Origin of the sequence: Bacillus sp. S2(2024) (assembly GCF_050474045.1) — a bacterium.
Taxonomy (GTDB): Bacteria; Bacillota; Bacilli; order Bacillales; family Bacillaceae_G; genus Bacillus_A; species Bacillus_A yunxiaonensis.
In genome coordinates this window covers 2,100,039-2,124,220 of sequence record NZ_JBFLUS010000003.1, presented here as the reverse complement: position 1 = coordinate 2,124,220, position 24,182 = coordinate 2,100,039, and the positions used below count along the sequence as shown (strand labels likewise).

Annotated in this window: 21 protein-coding genes and 1 pseudogene; 16 read left to right on the top strand and 6 right to left on the bottom strand. The window is 34.3% G+C overall.

The genetic code is table 11. From position 1 onward, the window contains the following. Window positions 1-28: 28 nt before the first annotated feature. The 3 genes and pseudogenes from AB1284_RS10570 (at window position 29) to helD (ending at window position 3,723) form a co-directional block, all read left to right on the top strand. Complete coding sequence (locus AB1284_RS10570; RefSeq protein WP_429749552.1) at window positions 29-505, top strand: small multi-drug export protein; 477 nt, start codon at window positions 29-31, stop codon at window positions 503-505. Window positions 506-627: 122 nt separating this feature from the next. Continuing rightward, window positions 628-762 (top strand): annotated as a pseudogene (locus AB1284_RS10565) (D-cysteine desulfhydrase); the annotation flags it as partial. Between the two features lie 612 nt (window positions 763-1,374). Next, the gene (gene helD, locus AB1284_RS10560) at window positions 1,375-3,723 is read left to right on the top strand and encodes an RNA polymerase recycling motor HelD (protein WP_429749554.1); all 2,349 of its coding nucleotides are present in this window, start codon (window positions 1,375-1,377) and stop codon (window positions 3,721-3,723) included. 404 nt (window positions 3,724-4,127) lie between these two features. Here the strand turns inward: helD and AB1284_RS10555 are convergent, their stop codons facing one another. Next, a complete protein-coding gene (locus AB1284_RS10555) occupies window positions 4,128-4,874 on the bottom strand; it encodes a YqjF family protein (protein ID WP_429749555.1) in 747 nt (248 codons plus the stop codon). A gap of 361 nt (window positions 4,875-5,235) precedes the next feature. Here AB1284_RS10555 and AB1284_RS10550 point away from each other — a divergent pair, with 361 nt between their 5' ends. The 4 genes from AB1284_RS10550 (at window position 5,236) to AB1284_RS10535 (ending at window position 10,987) form a co-directional block, all read left to right on the top strand. Then, window positions 5,236-6,648 carry an FMN-binding glutamate synthase family protein gene (locus AB1284_RS10550; protein WP_429749556.1) on the top strand — a complete coding sequence of 471 codons (1,413 nt, stop codon included), beginning with the start codon at window positions 5,236-5,238 and terminating at the stop codon, window positions 6,646-6,648. Between the two features lie 438 nt (window positions 6,649-7,086). Then, window positions 7,087-8,667, top strand: a complete 1,581-nt coding sequence (locus AB1284_RS10545; RefSeq protein WP_429749557.1) for a spore germination protein — start codon at window positions 7,087-7,089, stop codon at window positions 8,665-8,667. Window positions 8,668-8,694: 27 nt separating this feature from the next. Continuing rightward, complete coding sequence (locus AB1284_RS10540; RefSeq protein ID WP_429749558.1) at window positions 8,695-9,798, top strand: spore germination protein; 1,104 nt, start codon at window positions 8,695-8,697, stop codon at window positions 9,796-9,798. Continuing rightward, window positions 9,782-10,987 (top strand): Ger(x)C family spore germination protein, encoded by a 1,206-nt coding sequence (locus AB1284_RS10535; RefSeq protein ID WP_429749560.1) that lies wholly within the window; start codon window positions 9,782-9,784, stop codon window positions 10,985-10,987. The genes AB1284_RS10540 and AB1284_RS10535 overlap by 17 nt, the downstream gene beginning before the upstream one ends. A gap of 201 nt (window positions 10,988-11,188) precedes the next feature. On the opposite strand, the gene AB1284_RS10530 is transcribed toward AB1284_RS10535, so the two are convergent. Together AB1284_RS10530 and AB1284_RS10525 are read right to left on the bottom strand one after the other, a co-directional pair. Further along, a complete protein-coding gene (locus tag AB1284_RS10530) occupies window positions 11,189-11,599 on the bottom strand; it encodes a 3-hydroxyacyl-ACP dehydratase FabZ family protein (protein WP_429749562.1) in 411 nt (136 codons plus the stop codon). Window positions 11,600-11,725: 126 nt separating this feature from the next. After that, window positions 11,726-12,925: an LL-diaminopimelate aminotransferase gene (locus tag AB1284_RS10525; RefSeq protein WP_429749563.1), complete on the bottom strand. Its 1,200-nt coding sequence runs from the start codon at window positions 12,923-12,925 to the stop codon at window positions 11,726-11,728. Window positions 12,926-13,299: 374 nt separating this feature from the next. Between AB1284_RS10525 and pduL the strand changes: the two genes are divergently transcribed. Then, window positions 13,300-13,869: a phosphate propanoyltransferase gene (pduL, locus tag AB1284_RS10520; protein WP_429749565.1), complete on the top strand. Its 570-nt coding sequence runs from the start codon at window positions 13,300-13,302 to the stop codon at window positions 13,867-13,869. A 32-nt stretch (window positions 13,870-13,901) separates the two neighbouring features. Here the strand turns inward: pduL and AB1284_RS10515 are convergent, their stop codons facing one another. Further along, window positions 13,902-15,104 carry an MFS transporter gene (locus tag AB1284_RS10515; protein WP_429749566.1) on the bottom strand — a complete coding sequence of 401 codons (1,203 nt, stop codon included), beginning with the start codon at window positions 15,102-15,104 and terminating at the stop codon, window positions 13,902-13,904. A gap of 289 nt (window positions 15,105-15,393) precedes the next feature. On the opposite strand from AB1284_RS10515, the gene AB1284_RS10510 reads away from it, so the two are divergent. From AB1284_RS10510 to AB1284_RS10500, 3 genes are all read left to right on the top strand, one after another. Beyond that, on the top strand, window positions 15,394-16,179 hold the full coding sequence (locus AB1284_RS10510; RefSeq protein WP_429749567.1) for a class I SAM-dependent methyltransferase: 786 nt from the start codon (window positions 15,394-15,396) through the stop codon (window positions 16,177-16,179). 71 nt (window positions 16,180-16,250) lie between these two features. Continuing rightward, on the top strand, window positions 16,251-16,436 hold the full coding sequence (locus tag AB1284_RS10505) for a DUF3970 family protein (RefSeq protein ID WP_429749569.1): 186 nt from the start codon (window positions 16,251-16,253) through the stop codon (window positions 16,434-16,436). A 217-nt stretch (window positions 16,437-16,653) separates the two neighbouring features. Further along, window positions 16,654-18,000: an FAD-binding oxidoreductase gene (locus AB1284_RS10500; protein ID WP_429749571.1), complete on the top strand. Its 1,347-nt coding sequence runs from the start codon at window positions 16,654-16,656 to the stop codon at window positions 17,998-18,000. A 93-nt stretch (window positions 18,001-18,093) separates the two neighbouring features. Here AB1284_RS10500 and AB1284_RS10495 read toward each other — a convergent pair whose 3' ends face one another. Next, a complete protein-coding gene (locus tag AB1284_RS10495) occupies window positions 18,094-18,864 on the bottom strand; it encodes a TSUP family transporter (RefSeq protein WP_429749573.1) in 771 nt (256 codons plus the stop codon). 284 nt (window positions 18,865-19,148) lie between these two features. On the opposite strand from AB1284_RS10495, the gene AB1284_RS10490 reads away from it, so the two are divergent. From AB1284_RS10490 to AB1284_RS10470, 5 genes are all read left to right on the top strand, one after another. Next, window positions 19,149-19,931, top strand: a complete 783-nt coding sequence (locus AB1284_RS10490; RefSeq protein ID WP_429749575.1) for a TrmB family transcriptional regulator — start codon at window positions 19,149-19,151, stop codon at window positions 19,929-19,931. A gap of 385 nt (window positions 19,932-20,316) precedes the next feature. Beyond that, window positions 20,317-20,883, top strand: coding sequence for a sigma-70 family RNA polymerase sigma factor (locus AB1284_RS10485; RefSeq protein ID WP_429749576.1), 567 nt, complete (start codon window positions 20,317-20,319; stop codon window positions 20,881-20,883). Continuing rightward, a complete protein-coding gene (locus tag AB1284_RS10480) occupies window positions 20,880-21,980 on the top strand; it encodes a DUF4179 domain-containing protein (RefSeq protein WP_429749578.1) in 1,101 nt (366 codons plus the stop codon). The genes AB1284_RS10485 and AB1284_RS10480 overlap by 4 nt, the downstream gene beginning before the upstream one ends. A 124-nt stretch (window positions 21,981-22,104) precedes the next feature. Beyond that, window positions 22,105-22,353: a GlsB/YeaQ/YmgE family stress response membrane protein gene (locus tag AB1284_RS10475; RefSeq protein WP_429749579.1), complete on the top strand. Its 249-nt coding sequence runs from the start codon at window positions 22,105-22,107 to the stop codon at window positions 22,351-22,353. Between the two features lie 164 nt (window positions 22,354-22,517). Beyond that, window positions 22,518-22,913: a cytosolic protein gene (locus tag AB1284_RS10470; RefSeq protein ID WP_429749580.1), complete on the top strand. Its 396-nt coding sequence runs from the start codon at window positions 22,518-22,520 to the stop codon at window positions 22,911-22,913. Between the two features lie 21 nt (window positions 22,914-22,934). Here AB1284_RS10470 and AB1284_RS10465 read toward each other — a convergent pair whose 3' ends face one another. Then, on the bottom strand, window positions 22,935-24,146 hold the full coding sequence (locus tag AB1284_RS10465; RefSeq protein ID WP_429749582.1) for an MDR family MFS transporter: 1,212 nt from the start codon (window positions 24,144-24,146) through the stop codon (window positions 22,935-22,937). Window positions 24,147-24,182 lie beyond the last annotated feature (36 nt).

Sequence of the window (24,182 nt, the reverse complement as noted above, 5' to 3'; positions counted from 1 at the left end):
TCTGAACAAAAAAGGGAGATGAAACAGTATGTTGGAGTGGGCTCAAAATGCAGGTGAATTATGGCAATATTTAGTTTTATTTTTATTGGCTTTTGCTCCATGGATGGATGTATCAATTGTTGTACCACTCGGTATCGTATGGGGATTACAACCATTTGCAGTAGGACTGATGGCATTTACAGGGAATCTTATCTTGGTTCTATTACTGGGCTTCTTCTTTAAGCAGTTAGCAAAATGGCGAACGGCAAGAAAATTAAAAAAAGGGATAACAACACCTTCTAAAAAGGAAACCAGATCAAGACGAATATGGGAACGATATGGTATTCCGGGTTTAGCTCTGCTAGCTCCAATTCTTGTAGGAACTGATATTGCGGCCGTACTAGCTTTAACATTTGGATCTTCCCGGAGACACGTCATAAGCTGGATGACGGTAAGTCTAGCAGTATGGACAGTCATTTTTGTGGTTGCTTCGATGTATGGGTTTAGCTTTTTAAATATCATTTAGGATAACATAAAGATTTTATATAATCTAAAGTGTAATACATAAATACGTTTCTTTTAAGTTCTCTCCCATGGTACGGAGATATAATTGATCACAATAACCTTAGGAATTCTAACACCTTTTCGATATATACAGGTAAAGCAGCAGCGGGACTCATTAATTTGATACAAAAAGGCATCTTTAAGCCGGACGATAACATCCTATTTGTGCACTCTGGCGGCGCCTCATCGTTATACGCCAGTACTTCGTTCTTTTATTGAAGTTTAATTATAATTGGGATATCGCCACATACCCATGAAGCTAAGCCTAAGCAAGAATTTTCAACTAGATTTTTTCTGCTTTCTAAATAATTAATATGAGCTATTAAAAAATCTGCATACCAAATAAATCCTATCGAGTTCCAATTTTTTATTTAAGTCACATTCCTCTAAGTTTATTAAAATGTCAAAAATACCTGTTTTTTAGTCGAAAACAGGTATTTTTCTATATATAAAGATTAATATTGAATGTACGAAGCGCTATAGAAATACCTTTATTATTAAGAAACATAAAGAGCTCAAAAGATAAGAAGTAGTTGAATATATAAAATAAAAAGGTCGATTTCCTTTACAGGAAATCGACCTTTTTATTTAGTGTAATTTATTTAATATGTAAAATTCTAGAATTTTATTTAGTTCTTTCATACAAAGTGGAATTGTGTGATAACTGTATCTATTTTCATTGAACTAAGAAAGATGTATATGTTACAATGAAAAAATGGCCATAGGGTAATTTTGGTTTTGTTTCAATAATTACCCAATAATATTTTATCAAAAAATAACTGTGTTTGTCAAACTTTTGGTCAAATTTTTTTGTCGATAAGGAGTGACAATATGGAACAGTATGAACAAGAACGGAAGAGAGAACAGCAACGAATTGAGGAAGTAATAAAGAGAATTAAAGAGGATAAAGATGTTCATCTGGAATATGTGAGTAGTGGAAAAAAAGAGGTAGTTAATATTCGGAAAAACTTTTGGAGTGATGTAACAGTTAACTTTGATAATGCTGAAGAGGCTGTGGAAACTGTAGCAAGTATTAAGCAACAAGCAGAGTTGCTAGCTGAAAGAGAACGGAGTCATTATCATGCAGATAAGCAGCTTACGATTTTAAAACGACTAGAGCAATCTCCGTATTTTGGGAGAATTGATTTTCTAGAAGAAAGTGAAAGAAGTACAGATCAGATTTATCTTGGCATTCATTCGTTTTTTGACGAAAGTACAGAACAATTTCTTGTTTATGATTGGAGAGCACCTATATCCAGTCTGTATTATGATTATTCGTTGGGATCGGCTGTATATAAGGTGCAAAATGAAATCATTACAGGAGAAATAACTTTAAAGAGACAATTTATCATTCGTAACGGTCAAATGGAAAGTATGTTTGATACAGGAGTAACAATTGGTGATGCATTATTACAAGAAGTGTTAGGGAAGAATGCGAATACACAAATGAAGAGTATTGTTGCTACGATTCAGAAAGAACAGAATCTAATTATTCGTAATGAAACAAGTCGTTTACTTATTGTACAAGGAGCAGCAGGGAGCGGAAAAACATCGGCTGCATTGCAGCGTGTGGCTTATTTACTATATCGATATCGAGATACATTACACGCGGATCAAATTATTCTTTTTTCCCCTAATTCAATGTTTAATAGCTATATTTCGACTGTTCTTCCTGAATTAGGAGAAGAAAATATGAAACAGACAACATTTCAAGAGTATGTAGAGGAGCATATAGATAAGATTTTTGATGTAGAAGATCCGTTCACACAGATTGAATATGTACTTACAGGGATGGAAGATCCAGAATACTCAGTACGTATGGAAGGAATTCGATATAAAGCAAGTGCACCTTTCGTGAAAGTTGTAGATAATTATTTGACATATTTAAGACAAGAGGGAATGATTTTTAAAGATGTGAAATTTCGCGGAAATTTATTAATTTCGAAGGAAGAAATAAAAGAGAAATTTTATTCTTTTCCTGTTTCTATGAGAATTCCTAATCGAATAAAATTAATTTCTGAATGGTTATTAAAAGAACTGAAGAAAAGTGAGCGGCTAGAACGAAAAGAACTTTGGGTTGAAGAAGAAATACAGCTATTAGATAAAGAAATGTATGCTAAAGTTCATAAGAAACTTCAACAAGAGAAACAGTATGGTGATAATACATTCGATGATTTTGAACGTGAACAACAAATGCTAGCTGCAATGATTGTGAACGAACGTTTTAAACCACTTCGTAAACGTGTGAAGAGACTTCAATTCATTAATACGCCCGCGATTTATTTACAATTGTTTACAGATTCGTCGTTTGCAAAGCAATTTACAGATAATAATGGTTTACCACCAAATTGGAAAGAAATATGCGAAAAAACGATAGAACGCATACAGCGCTATTATATGGCGTATGAGGATGCGACACCTTATTTATATATAAAAGATCAGCTGGAGGATTTGCAAAGAAATACATCCGTAGAGCATATATTTATTGATGAAGCTCAAGATTATTCTGTTTTTCAGTTTACCTTTTTGAAGCGATTATTTCCGCATAGTAAGATGACAATACTTGGTGATTTTAACCAAACAATACATGCACATGCCGCTGAAAATGAATTTTCTCAATTATATGATTTGTATGGAGAAGAAAAAAGTGAGTGCATTGAGCTTACACGTAGTTATCGTTCGACGAAACAAATTATTGAATTCACACGGCAACTTATTTCAGGGGGAGATTCTATTGAACCTTTCCAACGTGAGGGAAGCAAACCAGTTATAACAAAAATAGAAAAAGAAGGGGAACTGCATAAGAAAATTGTAAGTCGAATTAAAAACTTGAAAGAAAATGGTCACAAAACAATAGCAGTTATTTGTAAAACTGCTCAAGAAAGTAGAGCAGCGTATGACATACTGCAGCAATATGTACAAATTCATCACATCGAAAAAGAAACAACTTCGTTCGATTCAGGTGTACTTATCGTACCTTCTTATTTAGCGAAAGGTGTAGAGTTTGACGCTGTTATTATTTATAATGCTTCAAACCAACAATATAGAAAAGAAAGTGAACGTAAACTGTTCTATACAGCTTGTACACGTGCTATGCACGAGTTAGATATTTATTATATAAATGAAATCAGCCCATTTTTATCAACAGTCGAGGCACATACTTATACGCAGGATAAATAACCACACAAACAGAGATCATGATTTATAGCGTGATCTCTGTTTAGCATCCATTTTTATATGGCAGCTGAAGGTTATACTGTATTTCGTTCAAGACAAATGGAGCGTTTTTTAGGATGAAATTTCCGCACATAAGACATAATAATATGTAAGAAATTCTGATTAGAGTAAAAAAATGTGGTGTCAACTGCTGATATAGGATGATTAAAATGTGGAAAATGATTGTTTCCTATCTTCCAGAGTGGAAAGTTTTCGGGCAAGCTTTTATCGTACTTTTCATTCCGTATGTAATTTCAAAGATTTTTAGTTGGATTCATTCATTCGAGGAAGAGTGATAAACTGCATTATTAAGTGTATTCATTTTGGGCTCAACTAAAAAAAGAATACAGAATATTGATGACTTTACGCTACAATTGTATTTTCTTAATGTTCCAAATGAGGGAATCGACACCTTTAGAGAAATGATAAATCGGTTTTATTTCAGTAAAGTCAAAATGAAAAGGAGAAAAAAGTGTATTCATATATATTTCCGTCTCTACTTTTTGCAATGGCCAGGGAAGATGGTGTATTTCACTGCAATAAATGTTGGATTTGTTATCGGTACTGTAGAAGCAATATCGCTCTGTGAGCCAATAGTCGAGAGTCTCTTTTTTAGCAAAATAAATTTCTGATAAGGGAACGTATTTTCCGTTAAAAGTTATAGGAGTATTTGTTTTTTCTTTACGCATACTTTGACAATGAAAGGTTTGTCCCTCTTTTTGAAAAGAAATTTGCGCGGAGTAATAAGGCAAACGAAACCATTTCCTCGCTATTGTATATGAAGCCCAATCCTCTACATCAAGGGATATGAAATAAACACCAGGTTTACCATCGTATTGAACATATGTCCGTACATTGATTTCTGGAAATTTAGAAACTAGTGATACAGATGGCAATCTACGGTGATATATTCCATCCATAACGAATATAACCACCCCTATCCAAGCGTATCCATCGAAGGTGTCAATTTTTAAAGAAGAAGGAATATATGGTTGTAGTATTTCAGCAGGAATAGGCCAATGAACAAACAGTACATTCTTCCAAGTTTGCCGCATAATCCATTTTTTTGAAGGTAATGGCCAAAGGCGGTGATTGATTTTACTCATTAAATCCATGAAATGATCTCCTTTATTTTTATATGTGTCTAGTTTAAGGTGAAAGAATGAAACAGACCACTTTCGCTTTTACATACTAATTTTAATATCTTCTTCTAATCTATTCTCCTGGAAAGATTTTAATACAAATCGCTACCCTAAATATTAGACATTCTTAAACGATTAACTCAATTAATTAAGTTAGTGGATCCATTAATCTCCAGAAAGGCACAAACATTCCTTCTATTTTAAACTTGATTTCACTATTGCAATAGCTTTTATCTGATAAAGAATCGGTTTTATACAATAACATAAATTTCTTTTTGAAGGAAATAATAGTAGTTATGAATTATTAAATTTACGTGATAGTGGGGAAATAAATATGTCGAATCTTTTATATTATTTAGCTTTTTCAATGATTACGATGTTATTTTTCCTTTGTTTATTCATGCTTGTTGGTTGGCGTTGGTTGATGAAACGCATAGTGAAACAAATGGGGAACATCATTTTAACCGACAGCTATCAAGAAAATCTTATCGAGATGATACCAGGCTTTCGGCATATGGGCATTCAAAATGTACTTGAAAATAGCTTGCGTGCAGAAACAGGCGATATTCTTCATCGTCCACTCGGCTCTTCGAAAAGCTGGCCGCATCTTGATCCAATCACATTTATTCCTGCACAGACGACACCGTTTCCAGTTGATGGAGAAGAAAATGTAGATGTCAACGTAAGAATTGGACCAAGAGCAAAAAAACCATTGGAAATTAAAATTCCGCTTATGATTAGCGGGATGGCCTACGGGATAGCCCTTAATGAAGGAGTGAGGGTTGCTTTGGCGGAAGCCGCTAAAAACACAGGAACAGCGATTAATTCTGGTGAAGGCGGAATCTTACCTGAAGAATTAGATCAAGCAGGAATGTATATTTTACAATTTTCAAAAACATCATGGTCAAAGGAAAAAGACGTTATTCAGCGTGCTAACATGATTGAAATTAAGTTTGGACAAGGCGCGTTAATGGGGATGGGAGAGAAAATTTCACCTAATAATTTAACTGGCCGCGCTCGTGAAGTGATGGGACTTAAAGAAAATGAGGATGCAGTGATTTTTGAACATTTTTTTGAAAATCAAACTCTAGAGGATATTAAAGGACTTATTGAGGAACTTAGGAACATGTCAGGCGGTGTTCCAATTGGCGTGAAAATTGGCGCAGCTGGAAAAATTGAAGAAGACATCGATCGTTTAATTGACATAGGTGTTGATTTTATTACAATTGACGGTGGACAAGCAGCCACATTTGGTGCACCGCCCATTTTATCTGATGACTTTGGAATACCAACATTGCATGCAGTTGTCCGAGCTGCAAATTATTTAGAAAAAAGAAATATGAAAGGACAAGTTAGTTTAATTGCATCAGGAGGACTTTTTACACCTGGCCACTTTTTAAAAGTGCTTGCACTTGGTGCCGATGCGGTTTATTTGGGGTCTGTCATGTTATTTACGGTCGCACATAGTCAAGTATTGCAATCACTTCCATTTGAACCGCCTACACAAGTTGTTTGGAATAAAGGGAAATTCAGAGATCAATTTAAGATCGAAGAAGGGGTAAAAACAGCGGAGAAATTCTTAATATCAAGTACAGAAGAAATGAAAATGGGATTAAGAGCGATGGGGAAACACTCTTTAAAAGAGTTGTCAAAAAAAGATTTAGTATCCTATGATTACTTGACTGCGCAAATGATTGGAATTCCGTTTTCATTTAAGTCTTGGGAAGAAAACCAAAAAGAGAAATAAGCGAATGTCTACGTGAGAAGCTTTTAGTTAATTTATGAAAAGCAGGGGAAGAATCACATATACCATGAAATATTGGAAATAATAAAGTGAAACTTCCATCAGTCAGGGGTTTTCCATCCCCCACTGATGGTTAGTTGAACCAATTGGGCACATGCCAGCAATTATCCCCGTCTATCTTCTTCGCTTTTCACTGAATCTTGAGGTGGGGGTCGTACTGCTCATTAATGCGGGATAAACTGAAAAATTGTGATCCTTTGTGGATGAATATCCCCTCAACACGGAAAAATTCGCTATAATGTTTCTTTTTTCGTAAGGAAGTAATGTTGGTGTTGGATTGTTGTGATGTTAAGTAAGATGCTTTGATTCCTGCTGAAATTAGGACCGTACTAGATTGTAGTTTAATTAGAATGTACACAATGCTTTTTAAGAGAAAGAGTGATGAGAATGCGAGAGCAGAAATCAAAGATCGGACAAATGAAAAAAACAACCAATACATATGAAGATAAGCAGCAAGATAAGTCTTTTCAAGGCTCAACAGAACATTTTACAGGCGATTTCACCTTGGATTTGGAACTTGTAAAGAAAGAAATTAGTTATAACTCAGATGTACACTTTCGGGAGTTTAACATTGGGCGTACAGGTATTCAGGCGGCGATTATTTTTGTGGAAGGATTGTCGGATAAAGAGCTCATCAACACACACATTATGAAATCATTAATGGTTGATTTTTATGAAGAATACAAACAGGATCCATCTTATATAAAAGGTACAGTTTCAATAGAGTTTATTAAAAATCAAGTTCTTTCCATTAGTGAAGTAAAAGAAGTCCATGGTATAAAAGATATGATGAAAAAAGTGTTGACAGGTTCAACGGCACTTTTGATTGATGGATCGTCAGATGTGTTAATTCTTGATACAACGAAAGGGAGAACACGGAATGTTGAAGAACCGATATCAGAAGTATCGGTCAGAGGTCCACGGGTAGGTTTCACAGAAGTTTTAAGCGATAATACCGCCCTTTTACGACGCCATGGTGAAAATGAAGGCTTATCTTTAATAAAATTTCAAGTAGGAAAGCGGGCAAAAAAAGAACTAGTTGTCGCTTATATGAAAGAAATTGCTAACGCGGAATTAGTAGAAGAAGTCAAGAAGAAAATTCAGAAAATTGATATTGATAATGTACTGGAATCAGGCTACGTAGAGCAGCTCATCGAAGATAATTATTTTAGTCCTTTTGCGCAAGCGCAGAGTACGGAGCGCCCTGATCGTGTCATCGCTGCGCTAATGGAAGGTCGGGTTGCAATTTTATTGGACGGGACACCTTTTGTTTTGATCGTTCCAGTTACATTTAGTATGATGATGCAATCGCCCGAAGATTATTATGAACGTTGGATTCCTGGCACGCTCATCCGCCTATTACGTTTTGGAGCAGCTATCATTTCTCTTTTTACACCTGCCTTGTATATTTCCTTTATCTCGTTTCATCCTGGATTGATTCCGACCAAGCTAGCCGTATCTATCATAGGAGGACGAGAAGGTGTTCCGTTTCCTGCAATTATAGAAGCACTGGTTATGGAAGTAGCTATCGAAATTTTACGGGAAGCCGGACTGCGTTTGCCAAAACCAATTGGTTCGGCGATGGGGATTGTTGGCGGATTAATCATTGGACAAGCTGCGGTAGAAGCAGGGATTGTTAGTCCAATGATGGTAATCGTAGTAGCTGCAACTGCCATTTCCTCATTTGCTCTCACACCTTATAGTACTGCGGTTCCACTACGTATTCTTCGCTTTGTAGGCATGTTTTGCGCTGCAATATTTGGATTGTACGGGGTCATTCTGTTTTTCCTTTTCTTATGCAGTCATTTGGTGAAACTAAAGAGTTTTGGCGTACCTTATGTCAGTCCGGCTGTTCCTTATCGATTAAGTGATTGGAAAGACTTTTTGGTTCGCATGCCATTTCAAATGATGAAACGTCGCCCGAAGATGTTAAATCCAAAAGATCCAATACGAAAAGGATAGCTTACTTTGAAAAGGAAGTGACCAGTGATGATTACTAAACCTAAAGATCGAATTAAGACGTCGCAAGCAGCTGTTATTCTTATTAATTATGTACTTGCAGCAGGTATTCTCACCTTACCTAGAGCAGCTGGGGAGAAAGTAAAGACACCAGATGTTTGGATAACTGTTATTTTAAGCGGGCTAATTGCGATGGTTGCAGGATTGATTATGGTTAAATTAAGCCAGCAATTTCCCGAAAAAACATTTTATCAATACAGCCAAGACATTGTAGGAAAATGGATAGGCGGTGTAATCAGTCTACTTATAATAGGTTACTTTTTTACCCTTTCCTCATTTGAAGTAAGAGTGCTAGAAGAAGTAACGAGTTTTTTTTTACTGGAAGGAACCCCTGGCTGGGCTATTATCATGACATTTATGTGGACGAGTCTTTATTTGATGTTAGGCGGCATAAACCCAATGGCTCGTCTGTTTGAAATTATATTTCCAATTACGGTCTTCCTTTTTTTGCTGACTGCCTTCATGAGTATTGGAATATTTGAGATAGATAATCTTCGTCCAGTACTAGGATTAGGAATTATGCCAGTACTAAAAGGGTTAAAAACAACAACGCTCGCATTTTCAGGTTTTGAAATTATGTTGCTCCTTTTGGCGTTCATGCAAGAGCCAAACAAGGCTGGAAAGGTTGTTTTAGTTGGAGCTCTCATTCCTTCTATTTTTTATGTGATTACAGTTGTGATGGTCATCGGAGCATTTTCTGTCGATGGAGTGATAACGAGAACATGGCCAACGATTGATCTCATGCGAAGTTTTGAAATCCCAGGCTTAATATTTGAACGTTTTGAATCTTTATTACTTGTAATATGGGTTATGCAAATTTTTTCAACCTATGCAATCTGTTATTACGCTGCTGCTTTGGGGCTGGCACAACTCTTTAAAAAGGACATTCATCCGTTTCTGTATGGGTTACTTCCAATTGTTTATATTATTTCTATAATTCCCAAAAACACCAATGATCTATTTAAATTTGGGGATATGATTGGTAATGCCGCTTTGCTATTATTCGGTGCATTGCCACTGCTTCTTCTCATAATCTTCAAATGGAGGAAGAGAAAGAATGAGACAAATTCTTAATCATGCACGGTTTCTCTTGATGTTACCGTGGGTTCTTTTACTTCTATCACTCACAGGATGCTGGAGCAGTCACGAAATTGAAGAGCTGGGTTTTGAGGTAGGTCTGGCATTTGATAAGAGAAAGGAGTCAACTGTTGAGAAAAAACTACAAAAACAAGGCGGGGGGTATCCAAAGAAGAATATTATAACATCGACCTATCAATTTGTTGAACCCCAATTATCCAGTGGTGGAGGGAAAGGTGGAGGATCGCAACAAAAATCTTACAAGAATGTTTCTGAAACCGGCGATTCTCTCCACCAAATGATTCGTGAAGTTGCATTAAGAAGGGATCGTCCTGTAATTTTTCACCACACGAAAGTGATGGTTATTAGTGCAGATCTCGCACGCACATATAGTTTGAAAAAGTTACTTGATGTTTATCTTCGTGATAACGAGATTCGACCAAGTTGCCTCATGTTAATTAGCAAGGGGCGAGCTAGCAAGACGCTAGAAACAGATGAACCAGGAGAAATTCCGGCGTTTCGGTTATTTGGGATTGTAGATAATCAATATAGAACATCAAGGATTTTACCTCCTGTTCCGCTTGCTAAGTTACCAGGAAAAATGCAATCAGAATCTAGTTTTCTTTTGCAAAATGTGATTTCGTCAAATGGGGAAGTAAAATTTTCGGGAGCTGCGATAATCAAAGGGAAAACAAAAAAACTGCGCGGCTTTTTGAGTGAAAAGGAATTGGAAGGTTTAACATGGATATCTGGGAAGGGGAAAGGTGGTTTGGTGAAAGGCGTTGATAAAAAGTCAGGACAGGTGATCATGTATGAAGTCGTATCTATGAAAAGTACGATGACCCCTCACGTAAAAGGAAACAAAATCTCTTTTGATGTAAAGATGGAATCAGAGGGACGGATATCTGAAAACTGGGTTGTTTCGGGGAACCCTTTTAAAAATGAATTTCTAAAAAGGGCAGAGAAGGCTGCTACGCAAGAAGTAGATCGACTAGTGAAGCATACATTAGAAAAAATTCAAAAAGAATATCAGGTCGACGTTGCAGGCTTCGGAAATAGATTAAGAATTGAGTATCCTAAAACATGGGAAAAAGTCAAAAAAGATTGGGATAAAACATTTAGTGAGGTTCCAATCAAATACAGCGTAAAATTAAATATTAAGGATTATGGCGCGAAAGGGTCTTAAAAGTGTGATTACTTACTCAATAGTTTTTTATCTATTCATGTTAAAAAAAGCAAACCTTCGCAAAAAATCAATTAAAATCAACTTAAACATTAGGATTAGCAACTTTTTTTGGAAAATATTTCTCTTTTTAAAAATAGAAAAGAACAGTGAGTTTAAACATCACTGTTCTAACTTTTATAAATCTGTTTTTTAGCTCTAGTGTTACATAGACTCTTTATACACTAACAATTTATCAACGTTTACAATTGTCTTTCCATTTACAGCGGCATGTCCTTTTCCAAGAACAAATCCACGTTTATTTCGAATAACTTCATAATATAGGTCTAATCGATCACCGGGCTCAGCGGATCCCAAAAATTCTACTCCTTCTAGTGATGAGAGAAATCCTAACCCAGCAGTATTTTCCACGCTGACGAATGCTCCGAGTTGTGCAATCGCTTCAACAATTAACATGTTTGGCATTGTCGTTTGTGATTCTGTAATAAACCATTCATTGTAACTTACATTTTTATATCCTTTTACCGACTTTCCCGATTCCATTTCAACGATATGATCAACCATTAAAAAAGGATATCGGTGGGGCAGTACATTTTGAATGTTAACTTTGTTCATACGTTACCTCCTAATTATATTATTCAAGATAAGAGAGGAAAACTATAACAGCTATGGCATGTATTTGTTTATTCTTTTTATGAAAAATAACCCTCTGCTTCGAAAAAAAGAGCAGGGGAAAGGTAATTAATTTTTTACTAAATTGGCTGCACTCTCACTAGAAAAAATACCACTATTTTTAATGTTGTTAACTACTTGTTTTAATTTCTCTTCATTTTGAACAAGGGCAATGCGAACAAAGCCTTCTCCATGCGGGCCAAACGCATGACCGGGTGTAACAACGACATTGGCGCGATCAATTAATGCGTATGCAAATTCTAAAGAAGTCCATCCTTTTGGAATTTCTGCCCATATGAACATACTTCCTGCTGGTTTCTCGACATGCCAGCCCGCTTCAGCTAGTCCATCAATAAATGTATCTCTTCGTTTTTGATATATCGCCCGATTTGCTGCGCAATATGAAGCACCTTTTCGCAAAGCAACAGTTGCTGCTTTTTGAATTGGAAGAAAGATACCGTAATCTATGTTTGATTTAAATTGTTTAAGTGTTTCTACAATTTCTTTATTTCCAATCATATAGCCAATACGACTACCAGCTAAGCTATAACTTTTAGATAGAGAGTTGATTTCAACACCAACATCTTTTGAACCCGGAACGGATAGGAAGCTAATAGGCTTTTGTCCGTCATAATAAAATTCAGAGTAAGCAAAGTCATGAACAACGATAATATTATATTCTTTTGCAAAAGCAATTACATCAGTAAAAAATGATTCTGTTGCCATTGCAGGTACAGGGTTACCTGGAAAGTTTAATATCATCATTTTTGCTTTTTCGGCAACTTCTTTCGGAATCGTATGTAAATCAGGAAGAAAAGCATTGTCTTTTTTTAACGGCATAAAATACGGAGTTGCACCTGCCATTGCAAGTCCTGTTGCATATGCCGTATAACCTGGATCTGGAACAAGGATAATATCATCTGGATTAGCAAAAGCCATCGGTAAATGAACAAGTCCATCTTGTGATCCCATTAATAATAATACCTCGTTATCAGCATCTAAAGTGACATGGTGATTAATTTCATAATATTCTGTTACAGCATTGTGAAATTCTTGTGTACCTGTCAATGTATATCCATAATTCTTTTTTTCGTTTGTTGCACTCACTAGTGTTTCTCTCACAATATCAGCTGGAGGCATATCTGGATTTCCAATACTTAAATCAATAATTTCATGACCTTCGGCAATTTTCTCTTTTTTATAGGCTGCTAATTCACTAAAAATTGAAGATTGAAATGCTTTCATTCGTGTTGCTAGCGTGTACTTCATGGATAACCCCTCCTAAAAATACTACTGTTGTCATTAAATTTTGTTCTTAGTATTCATATTCTTTTATTTTTCTGAAAACACACATATTTACATTTTAACATTTTTTTACGAAAGTACAAAACTAGCAATGAAAACGAAATTTCATTTACCGTATTATTAATATGAATACTAATAAAAATAATATAAACCTCTAAAATTCACATTAAAATATAGATACCTTATTCATATAAATACTTCAAAAAAACAGCTCACTTCAAAAAATTCATTACATACATCTATTACAATTTTCTTCACAACATTTATGACTCCCAATAACTAATTTTCATAAATCAGGTAACAATAGAAAATAGATATTGATAAAAGGAGAAATAAAGATGAAGCAAATTCCTATTGGTGTATCAAATCGCCATATTCATGTGACAAAGGAAGCGTTAGAAAAGCTTTTTGGAGAAGGGCATGAGTTAACAGTAGCAAAAGAACTTTCTCAGCCAGGAGAATTCGCTGCAGCAGAAACCGTTACAATTAAGACCAATAAATCAGAAATTGCGAAAGTACGAATTCTTGGGCCGGTTCGCAAATTTACACAAGTTGAGATTTCAAAGACAGATGCACGCAAACTTGGAATTGATGCACCCATTCGTTCATCGGGAAACATTGATGGAACACCTGGTATTACAGTAATCGGACCGAAGGGTGAAATTCAAATTGATAAAGGAGTAATTGTTGCTGAGCGCCATATTCATATGACATCAAAAGATGCAGAACATTTTCAAGTGCGAGATGGTCAATACGTGAATATTAAAGTAGGTGGAGACCGAGCGCTAATTTTTCACCAAGTATTAATTCGTGTGAAAGATTCATTTGCATTAGATATGCATATTGATACGGATGAAGCAAACAGTGGAAATATCAAGTCAGGTGATTTTGGTGAACTGATTTTATAATAACAAGAGCCATCCCAAAAATGAGATGGCTCTTACATATTTGTTGTTTGAGAAGTACTTTTACTTGGTTGTTTTTGCTGTAATAATGAAATTAAAATAATAAGTAGTGAAATGACACCAAAGATAAGTACCATATATTGTAATCCGATTGTATCTAAGAAGAAACCTGTTCCGAGTAAGACAATTTGGAACATTACACGCTCAAACATATTGCGAAATGAGAATATACGTCCATGGTAGTTTTTATCAATTTTCGTTTGGAAAATCGTTGACATAACAGGAAAGAAGCAGCCAACACTAAATCCAAACATACCGAAAGATATAAGTGTCATCCATTTTATATTACTAAAAAAGAGAGATAAGTGAGAGAATGCAATGCAAAATGAAAAGATATACAGTAACTTATATGATGAAACGTGTTCTGATAAGCGCTTAATTACAAATGCACCGAGCATAAAGGATAAACCTTCAATTGTATAAATAAAGCCTTTAATTGTTGTATCATGCTGCATTTCACTAAGATTAATCACCATTAAGTTAAAGCCTCCGATAAATAAAAGCGGGATAATGCTTAAAATTAAAGCGCGAAATGCAATAGGGACTTCTTTTAAAATGTGAAACACTTCCATAAAACTTGTATTTTGTGATTTCTTTTTATTCGTTATATTTGTTTTCGTATCTTCAAAGTTTAATAATAAGGTAGAAAAGAATAATAGTGCGTATGCAGCCATTGAAAAAGCATACATATATTTTAAACTCATTACAACAAGAAGGACTCCGCCCAGTGAGGTACCAACAATACGAGCGATTGTTCCAATGTTCATATGAATTCCATTCATTTGTAATAATTCATGTTCTTGAACAATAAGCGGGATAACAGATTGTAGTGCAGGGAAATAAAAAGCTGCAGAAATTTGAATAGCGATCATAAATAAAATCATATATAAAATACTTTCGTAATGAATAGCGAAAAACATAAAAATAACACTTAATACACGGCCAAACCCTGCGTATAGAAGTACTTTTTTCTTAGAGTATTGATCAATAAACCTTCCTGCCATCGGACCAACAAGGACTCCAGCTAATAATCCAATAAACATAATAACCGATTTCATAAAATCAGATGGAACATGCTTTTGCATGAATTCTAGGTTACCTAAAATTCCAAGCCATAAACCTACCCCGGCAATAAATTCACCAGTGAGAACAATCCATACGTTTTTATTGCGCCACATAGAATAACCTCGCAGTCTTTAATTGTAGTAAAAATCTTATATAAAGCCTCCTTTTTATTTCATTTACAGTCTTATTTTTTGAGTCAGAGTATATATTAAGGGTTTAAAAGAAGAATTTCAATTTTTTTGATTTAAAAGTTATTTTCATTGCTAAGAGAAAGATTGAAATAGATTGATTAATCATTAATATATATAATTAATAGGCAAATTAGGACATAAAATCGTATATCGATTAATAGCTGTTTATATAACTTAATGAAGGAAAAGGCGATTTAAGGGGCTGATATAAATGAATAATGAAAAGTTAGTTGTGAACCAATTTGGTCAAAATGCTGCGAAATATGTAACGAGTCAAATTCATGCAGAGGGAAAGGATTTACAATTTCTCATTGAAAACATTCGAAACAATAAGAATGATCACCTTCTTGATATTGCGACGGGTGGAGGACACGTTGCAAATGCATTAGCTTCTTTATTTCAAGATGTCGTTGCATTTGATTTGACGGAGAACATGTTAGAAAAAGCGGAACAATTTATTCGTTCAAATGGACATACAAATGTTTCATTTGTACAAGGAAACGCAGAGGAATTACCATTTTCAAATGAATCATTTGATACAATTACATGCCGTATTGCTGCGCATCATTTTTCGAATGTTAATCAGTTTGTTACAGAAGTACATCGAACGCTAGAAAAAGATGGTCTATTTCTTCTTATTGATAATGTCGCTCCGGAAATTGAAGAGTACGATGCTTTTTATAATTTTTTAGAGAAAAAGCGTGATCCAAGTCACCATCGTGCTTATAAAAAAACAGAATGGATATCGTTATTAGAAAGAAATGGTTTACAGGTGCAATCATATACCACTTTTGATAAAGAATTTAAGTTTGAATGGTGGTGCGATATGATGAATGTTCCTAAAAATGAAAGACATGAATTAACACACTATATGACAAAAGCTCCTAAAGAAATACAAGAATGGTTTCATATAACGATAGAAAAGAGTGAAGTACAGTCTTTTTATACAGAAATGACATTGTTTGTTGCTAGAAAATCATCTACTTTAAAACGATAATTCATACTTGCGATATTTATAGTAGTCGATATACTTGGTAGAGTGGAATATATAAACAAGGAGCAATAACAATGATTCGTGTACGTATTGAAGGAACAGAAGCTGAAGTTATGAAATTTTTAAAAGATATGCCGGAGGTACCCGGATATGAAAAAACGCATTCTCGTGAACCAAGGAAAGGAAATAACCCAAAATATACAAATAGTAAAAGTATTTTAGCGTATTTAACATATAAGCAAAAAGAACAAACAAAATAAGGAATTACAAAATAACCAAGCCTATGTAGGGCTGGTTATTTTATTTTGCAAAAGAAAGAAAAACGATATTTATAACTTATTAACTTGATGAATAGCCGATGAGAGCCTAAATGCAACATGATCATGTATAGATACGACGAACACAGAATGGATAAAAGACATATATTATTTTGAAAAGAAAACAACTTCTATTTGGAATAGGTAAAGGATGTTTATCATGCCTGAAATGAGTTACCAAGGGTTAACAGGTGAAGTAATTACAAGATATGATCGAGAATATGAAGAAGCTAGACAAGAGTGGAATCAAGCAAATCAAAAATTCCCTTTAGTTATTGTGTATTGTTATACAAAATGGGATGTGAGTAACGCGATTATTTGGGCAAGAAAAAATTGCATAGAAATCCGGATTCGATCAGGTGGACATCATTATGAAGGATATTCTATTGGGAATCGTGTTCTTGTTATTGATATAAGTAGAATGAATCGCATGCAATTGAATGAGAATAAGCATACGTTAAAAGTGCAAGGCGGAGTAAAGAATAAGCAAGTCTATGATTTTATTTCCGAGAAAGGGTATCCATTTCCTGGAGGGACTTGTCCGACTGTAGGGGTAAGTGGGTACACATTAGGAGGCGGATGGGGATATTCGAGCAGACACCTTGGACTTGGATGTGATAGTTTACTAGAACTGGAATTAATAGATTATACAGGGAGATTGATTATTGCAAACGAAAAATCTCATAAAGATTTATTTTGGGCATGCTGCGGAGCTGGTAGCGGGAACTTTGGAGTTGTTGTATCCATGACATTTAAACTCCCAGCAAAAGTAGATAAGGTGACTTTAGTTGAAATATATTGGCCAGATGCTTTATTAGAAACACACAGAGAATTTCTGAATAAATGGCAAGAGTGGATAATGAATTTAGATAACAGAATGACGCTTGGTGCCAGTATATATAATTCGGAAACTGAGGAAAGAGCGATTTATGGTGGAGGAATATTTTATGGTAAGCCAGAAGAAGCAGAAGAAATTTTACAAATGTTAATCAACATAGATGGCGTAAGAATGGATTTAGAATATATAACATTTTTTGAAGCTATTACAAAGGCACAATCATCTTATCCAGAATCAGAGATGTTTAAATCTACAGGAAGATTTGTGTATCAGGAGTATGATGAACAAGAAATCAATGCTATTGTTGACCTCATTCAAGAGAGAGCAGCAGGAAGTATTTTTGCAGCAGTAAGTCTATATGCATTTGGTGGAAAAGTAAAAGAGGTGCCTAAAGAAGCAACAGCATTTTATTATCGAGATGCCAAGTATATAATGGGGATTCAAACTATATGGGAGGATGAAAAATTTGCAAAAGATAATACTAAATGGATGGAACAGAGTTTTAAATATATAGAATCAATAACAGAAGGATCATTTGTGAACTTCCCTTATAGTGGTTTGGAAAATTATGAAGAAGCTTACTATGGCAAAAATGCAAAGAAATTACGAAAAGTGAAAGAGAAATATGATCCGCTAAATGTATTCTCGTTTCCGCAAGGAGTAATGTAGAGAATGTACACAAATCAATATCTTAATTTTATAATCCCATGAATAAGTCGCCATTTCCATTTAAAAGAAATAGCGACTTTTGCTTTGAATAAATTAAATAAGATGTATGTAATCTAAAATATTTTTTCCAATTAGAAAAAGAGTAACAATAATAAATAATATTCTTACATACGATACCCCTTTTTTTATTGCAAAGTTGGATCCTACGAGAGCTCCTAAAATCATAGCAATCCCCATCGGAATTCCATATGAAAAGTTCACAACATCTAAGTATAAAAACATGATGAGAGCTGCAATGTTACTACCAAAATTAAGAACTTTTGCATTTCCGGCTGATTGAATAAAATCAAACCCAATGATCAAGAAGGAAAATAGCAAAAACGAACCAGTCCCTGCTCCAAAAAATCCATCATAAAAACCAATAGTAAACACTGTTACAGCAAAGATTAGTCCTCTTTTCCAGCCCATTCCTTCGTATTTAGAATCTTTTCCCCAATCTTTTTTTAAAATTGTGTAGATAGCAACTGCAATTAGCAGCACTAGAACTAATGGTTGTAATACTTGTGAGGAAATGTGTTTTACAATGTACGCACCTAAAAACGAACCAAGAACAGTCAAAGGGAATAATTTAGATACGAGTCGGAAATTTACTTTTCCTGATTTAATAAATGATATTGTACTTGTTAAAGATCCCATTGAACTTGCTAATTTATTAGTAGCAATTGCTGTTGAAGGTGGTAAGCCTGTAAATAGTAGGGCTGGAATAGAAATTAACCCGCCTCCTCCAACTACAGAATCGATGAATGCAGCTAAAAAACCAGAGAGCACTAAAAAAACTAGTGTGTATAAGTTTATATCTTCCATATGAATCACTCCTATAATTTTGTTTTCTTTCAAGTTTGAAGCTTCGGTCCGTTAGTCACTATTAAAGTAGTGACTATTAATATGTTAGCAAAATAAGATGTATTTGTGAACAAAAATTTGAAAATAATGGCTAATAGGAAACATTGAACAATTGAATTTAATTAGATGTTAGCAATTCAAAACACCATAGAAATCATTTACTAAATTGTTGTTTAACGATACTATTAGTTTTAGAAGGATAAAATTACTAATTGTTATTTAAACGCTTATATAGGAAGGTTATTATGGAGAAACTTTTACAAAAAATTCAGTCGCTAGGTTTCAATCAATACGAAGCGAAAGCCTATGTAGCTCTAGTATATTTAGGAGCATCAAGCGCTTACCAAGTAAGTAAACAATCTGGTGTTCCCCGCGCTCGTATTTATGAAGTATTAGAAGGATTAGAGAAAATAGGTGTAGTTATGAAAGAAGAGGTAAATGAAGCTGCACAATATTCTCCCTTACCTGTTGATGTCTTTCTAGAATCAATTAAACAAAAGTGGGAAGATACATATACATCTGTACAACAAGAATTAAAAATATTTGAGAGTCAACGACCTAAGGCTGATCCGCATGTTACAACTATAAAAGGAGAAGAAACTATTCTTTCATTTTGTCGCATTCTGCTCCGCCGAGCTCAGCGCAGAATCATTGTATCTATTTGGGATGCTATGTATGAACAACTTGAAGACGACTTAAAAGAAATGCAAAAGATTTGTAGTCTAAAGGGAATTGTCTTTCAGGTTGAGAATCCATTGCCAGGTCTAGTGCTTCATCGTAAGACCGATTACGTAGACAATATCGGAGAAAAAAAGTGGTTTATTATTTCTATTGATGGTAAAGAAATGATTTATGGTCATCCTGTAGAACAAAATGGAAATGCCTTTTATACAGACGATCCTGTACATGTGTCTTTATTGGAAAATTACATATGGCATGATGTACTAGTGAATCGATTAATGCAAGAATATAAGGCTAATTTACAACCTTGGATTTCTACAGAAAGAGAAAAGTTCTTTAAAAAATAATCACATTCGCATTATTTTTCAACGATAGAATATGGGAACAATACAAAGATTTAAGATATGTATGCAGAGGTCACTTCGTATTTAGTGTAAGTGATCTCTGTATTTTAATGTACATACTTATAATAAAAAGAGCGAACACCAGTAAAATATCTTATCCTCTTTTTCTTTCATATATCCTCTTATAATTTCCTTTAAGTTTAATATCAAAATTTTAGAAAGAAATATCAGTAAACGATCGATATTTCTTTTTTGCCTCCAGTTGATAAGTTAAGAGTTGTACATATCCAGAAAATGAAAAAATTTACAGTAAACGTGAGAGAAAATCTTTTTTAAAACGTTATATAAAGTGTAAAAGCTTTTATAAAAACATAAGGAGAGTTGTTGCATGAAGTCTAATGATACAAATTTTATTCGACGATTACAGCGACAAAAAGAAGACGCGCTCGAATTTATAGTAGATACGTATTTGCCATTAATAAAAGGGATCACTTATAAAATCCTTGCCCCGCTTGAAAATAAAGGTGTCATAGAAGAATGTGTAAATGATATTTTTCTCTCCATATGGAATAATTCAAAAAAGTTCCATGGAGATCAAGTGGATTTTAAAAAATGGATTTGTGCCATCGCTAAGTTTAAAGCAATTGATTATTATAGAAAAAGTGTTACAAATGTAGAACTTCCTCAAAATTACATGGATTTGAATGCAGAAAAATCAGTAGAAGATGAATTAATTTTAATAGAAAATCGAAATGAACTTATAAAGTTAATTAATCAGTTAGAGCCTGTTGATCGAGAGATTTTTATTATGAAGTTTCTTCTAGGTTTGAAGACAGAAGATATAGCAGAAAAATTTGATTTAACTAGAGCGGCTATAGATAATCGGATTTATCGAGGTAAAAAGAAGCTACATAAAAATGCTACAAATCTTAACTTTGGAGGTAGTGTAGTATGAAGGATATTTATGAGTTATTAAATGATATAAATATAGATGAAACAGAATTTGAGGAAATGGAAGTAAATGAATTTGAAAAGGCGAAAGTGAAACGTGCTTTAAAACAATCCATACATGAGAAAAAAAATATAAAAAGTTGGAAAATGAAAATCGCCACAGCTACAGTTATTGTTGGTTTATCAGCTACAACTTTCGGATTAGCGTTTCCTACTTATGCAGGGGGTTTACCTATAATAGGTGATGTTTTTCGATTTTTAGATAATGGGAGAACAGGTCTATATGATCGTTATAAAGAGTTTTCTACTGAAATGAATATGACAAAAGAAAATAAAGGCATTAAAGTCACTATCAATGATGCGATTTTTGATGGGAAAACAGTATCATTAACCTATTCTATAGAAAGTGAGAAAGATTTAGGTGATGATCCTATTTTATTGGATAGTTTAGACATAATAGGGACAGATGGGATGACAGGCAGCGCTCGAATTTCAAAGGTTGCTGAAAAGAAGTATGTAGGTTTGGTAACAGCTACTCATCATAATGAAAGCAAAAAAGATTCTATAAATGTAAGATGGAATGTAGAAAGTATAACAATTCCAAATCAGAAGAAAGAGATAAAAGGAAACTGGAATTTTACTTTTACTTTAAAAGCAATAAACAGTAAGGAAAAACCGATTATTGGCAGTTCGGAAAAAGATGGTGTACAAGTAAATATGGAGAAATTAGCAATAACACCGATGTCATTCATTGTTTACTACAACCAGGAGGTTTCTAAGGAAGTTAGAAAAAAATGGGATGATGTAGATGTGGAATTAGAAATTAAAGATGATTTAGGAAATCGATATTCGGGTGAAGGAAATGGGGGAAGAGGTACAGATCCATTTAACATAAGCTGGAGTAAAACTTTCCAAAAGCTTGATAAAAGTGCAACAAAACTAATCATAACTCCTCATGTTAACTTACGAATCCATACTCCTAATAATCACGGCGGAGTAGAAATGACAGGAGGAAAAGAAAAGAAAATTCAAGTACCAGAAAAATCTGGAGGAGAGAAGAATTTTGTTTTAGAAGATATTGTTATTGATTTAACGGAATAACAATTTTATATGCATATTTTTATGCATAGTTCCATAACAATGTAGTAAAACTAATGAATGATAAGTAATTTCGTATTTGTTTCATGTATAACTCTATATATAGTTATAAGGAGGAAATAACGTTATGTCATTCATATGGTCATTAATCGTTGGCGGCATTTTAGGATGGTTTGCTAGCTTACTTGTTGGAAAAGATGTTCCTGGTGGTGTTATTGGTAATATAATTGCCGGCATCATCGGTTCTTGGATTGGTACAGCTTTACTTGGAAAGTTTGGGCCAGTTATTGGTGGCTTTTACATTATACCAGCTTTAATTGGTGCCCTTATACTTATCTTTATCGTTAGCTTTTTGCTTCGCATGATGAAAAAATGAAACAATGGGGCTGTTTACTTCAAGTAGGCAGTCTTTTTTGTTGATGCCCGATTGGTTCAACTAACCATAAGTAGAAAAACCACCTACTTATAGAAGTTTCACTATATTTTGTGTTATGTTAATAAATCTGTTATGCTAGGAACATACCATTTGGAGGTGTCAACATGAAAAATTTTACAGTTAATTTTCATCAAGAAGACAATGCAAAAGCAACGACTGTTTATAAATTAAATGAAGATGACTTTAATAAAGCAACAGAAGGCGGAACTCGTCATCTGTTTGATTTAGATACAAATGTTGGTTTTTTTGTATTCTTTGATGCGGAAGATGCAGAAGGTAATGAGCAATATTTAATGCTTCAATATGAAGGTGATCAAGAGGAGCCTATCGCTTGCTACGGTTTCGATTTAAAGCTATTTTATCAATTTGTAGCACTATATTTAAATGATCTTGAATTCCAAGGTGAAACAGATGAAGAAGAGGAAGAATATGGTCCAATTCATCACTTAGCTCACTTGCTGTACCATATTGTAGAAGATGGAAAAGAGATTGAAGCTTAATTACATAAGAAAGGCTGTTCCTTATGCGGACAGCCTTTTTGTTTTGTCTTGTTTAAGAATATAATTTATAAAGAAATATTGGCTGATGCCCCCAATAATAAGAAATACGGCGCAAATATTAAATAAGAAACTCCCGCTAAAATGTTGTAATAATAACGCTCCAGCCGCCGGACCAAGCATTCGTGAAATATCCCAATGCGTACCGTAAATAGAGAAATAAATTCCTCGCATATGTTCCGGTGCTAATTCTGAAACAAAACGTAACAGATGATTTAACACTATACTTTCTCCAATTGTTAAAATTAGTAATGTGAAAAATAGTAACCATAATGTATTGGAGTAGGCATAACCAATCGCTGCAATCGTATAGCAAATATAAGAAATAACAATAATTTTTTGCATAGAAAATTTCTCCGCCCATTTTACGACTCCTACTTGCAAAACGATCTCCATAATTCCTTTACATGTAGCCATAAAGGTAAAAACAAACATAAAATTAGTGAATAATTCCTTTTCAGCATAAAGGCGATAGTTCGTTTCCATTTGTGCGTAGAAAAAACTAATAGGCAGCATAAAAACCATAAGTCCAAACACGCAATAATGTTGTGAGAGAAAATGCTTCCATTTCGTAGGTGTAGTTTTTTGTTCATCATGTTGTAGAAGTGGAGCAGTCTCTGGGAGCTGTGTCCATACAAGAACAGAATAGAGAAATAAAGCAGCAGCTTCTAAAATAAAAAGAATGCTTGGATCATCTTTGTAGAATAGATAACCAATCGCTGGACCAATGATGGCTCCGACGGCTCCAACTGTTTGAATGAGAGCAAATACTTCAGCTTGCTTCTCTTTCTCTGTTACATCTGCAATTTGTGCTCGTTGTGCAGGAATATAAAGAGAACGTCCAAGACCATTCATAATGTAGAAGAGAGCGAATGGTATAACAGTTTCCGCGAAAATAAAACCAGTCATAGCACATGCCTGTAAGAGTAATCCAATTAAAATAATTCCTTTTCTGCCAAAGCGATCTGTAATACTACCACTAAAAAGTGTAAATAGAATTTCACTAAGCGGTTGTAATCCAAAAAGCAACATGGTAAACAAGGCATTTCCGTTTAATGCTTTGTTCACATATATGATAAAAATAAGTGCGAGCATTGCTCCTGTTATACTCGTTAGCAGTTCTCCAACTAACCGAATCCATATAGGTTTGCTATAACGTTTTGTCAATACCATCATTTCATTCTCTCCTTTCTATATGGAAATTTTATGATG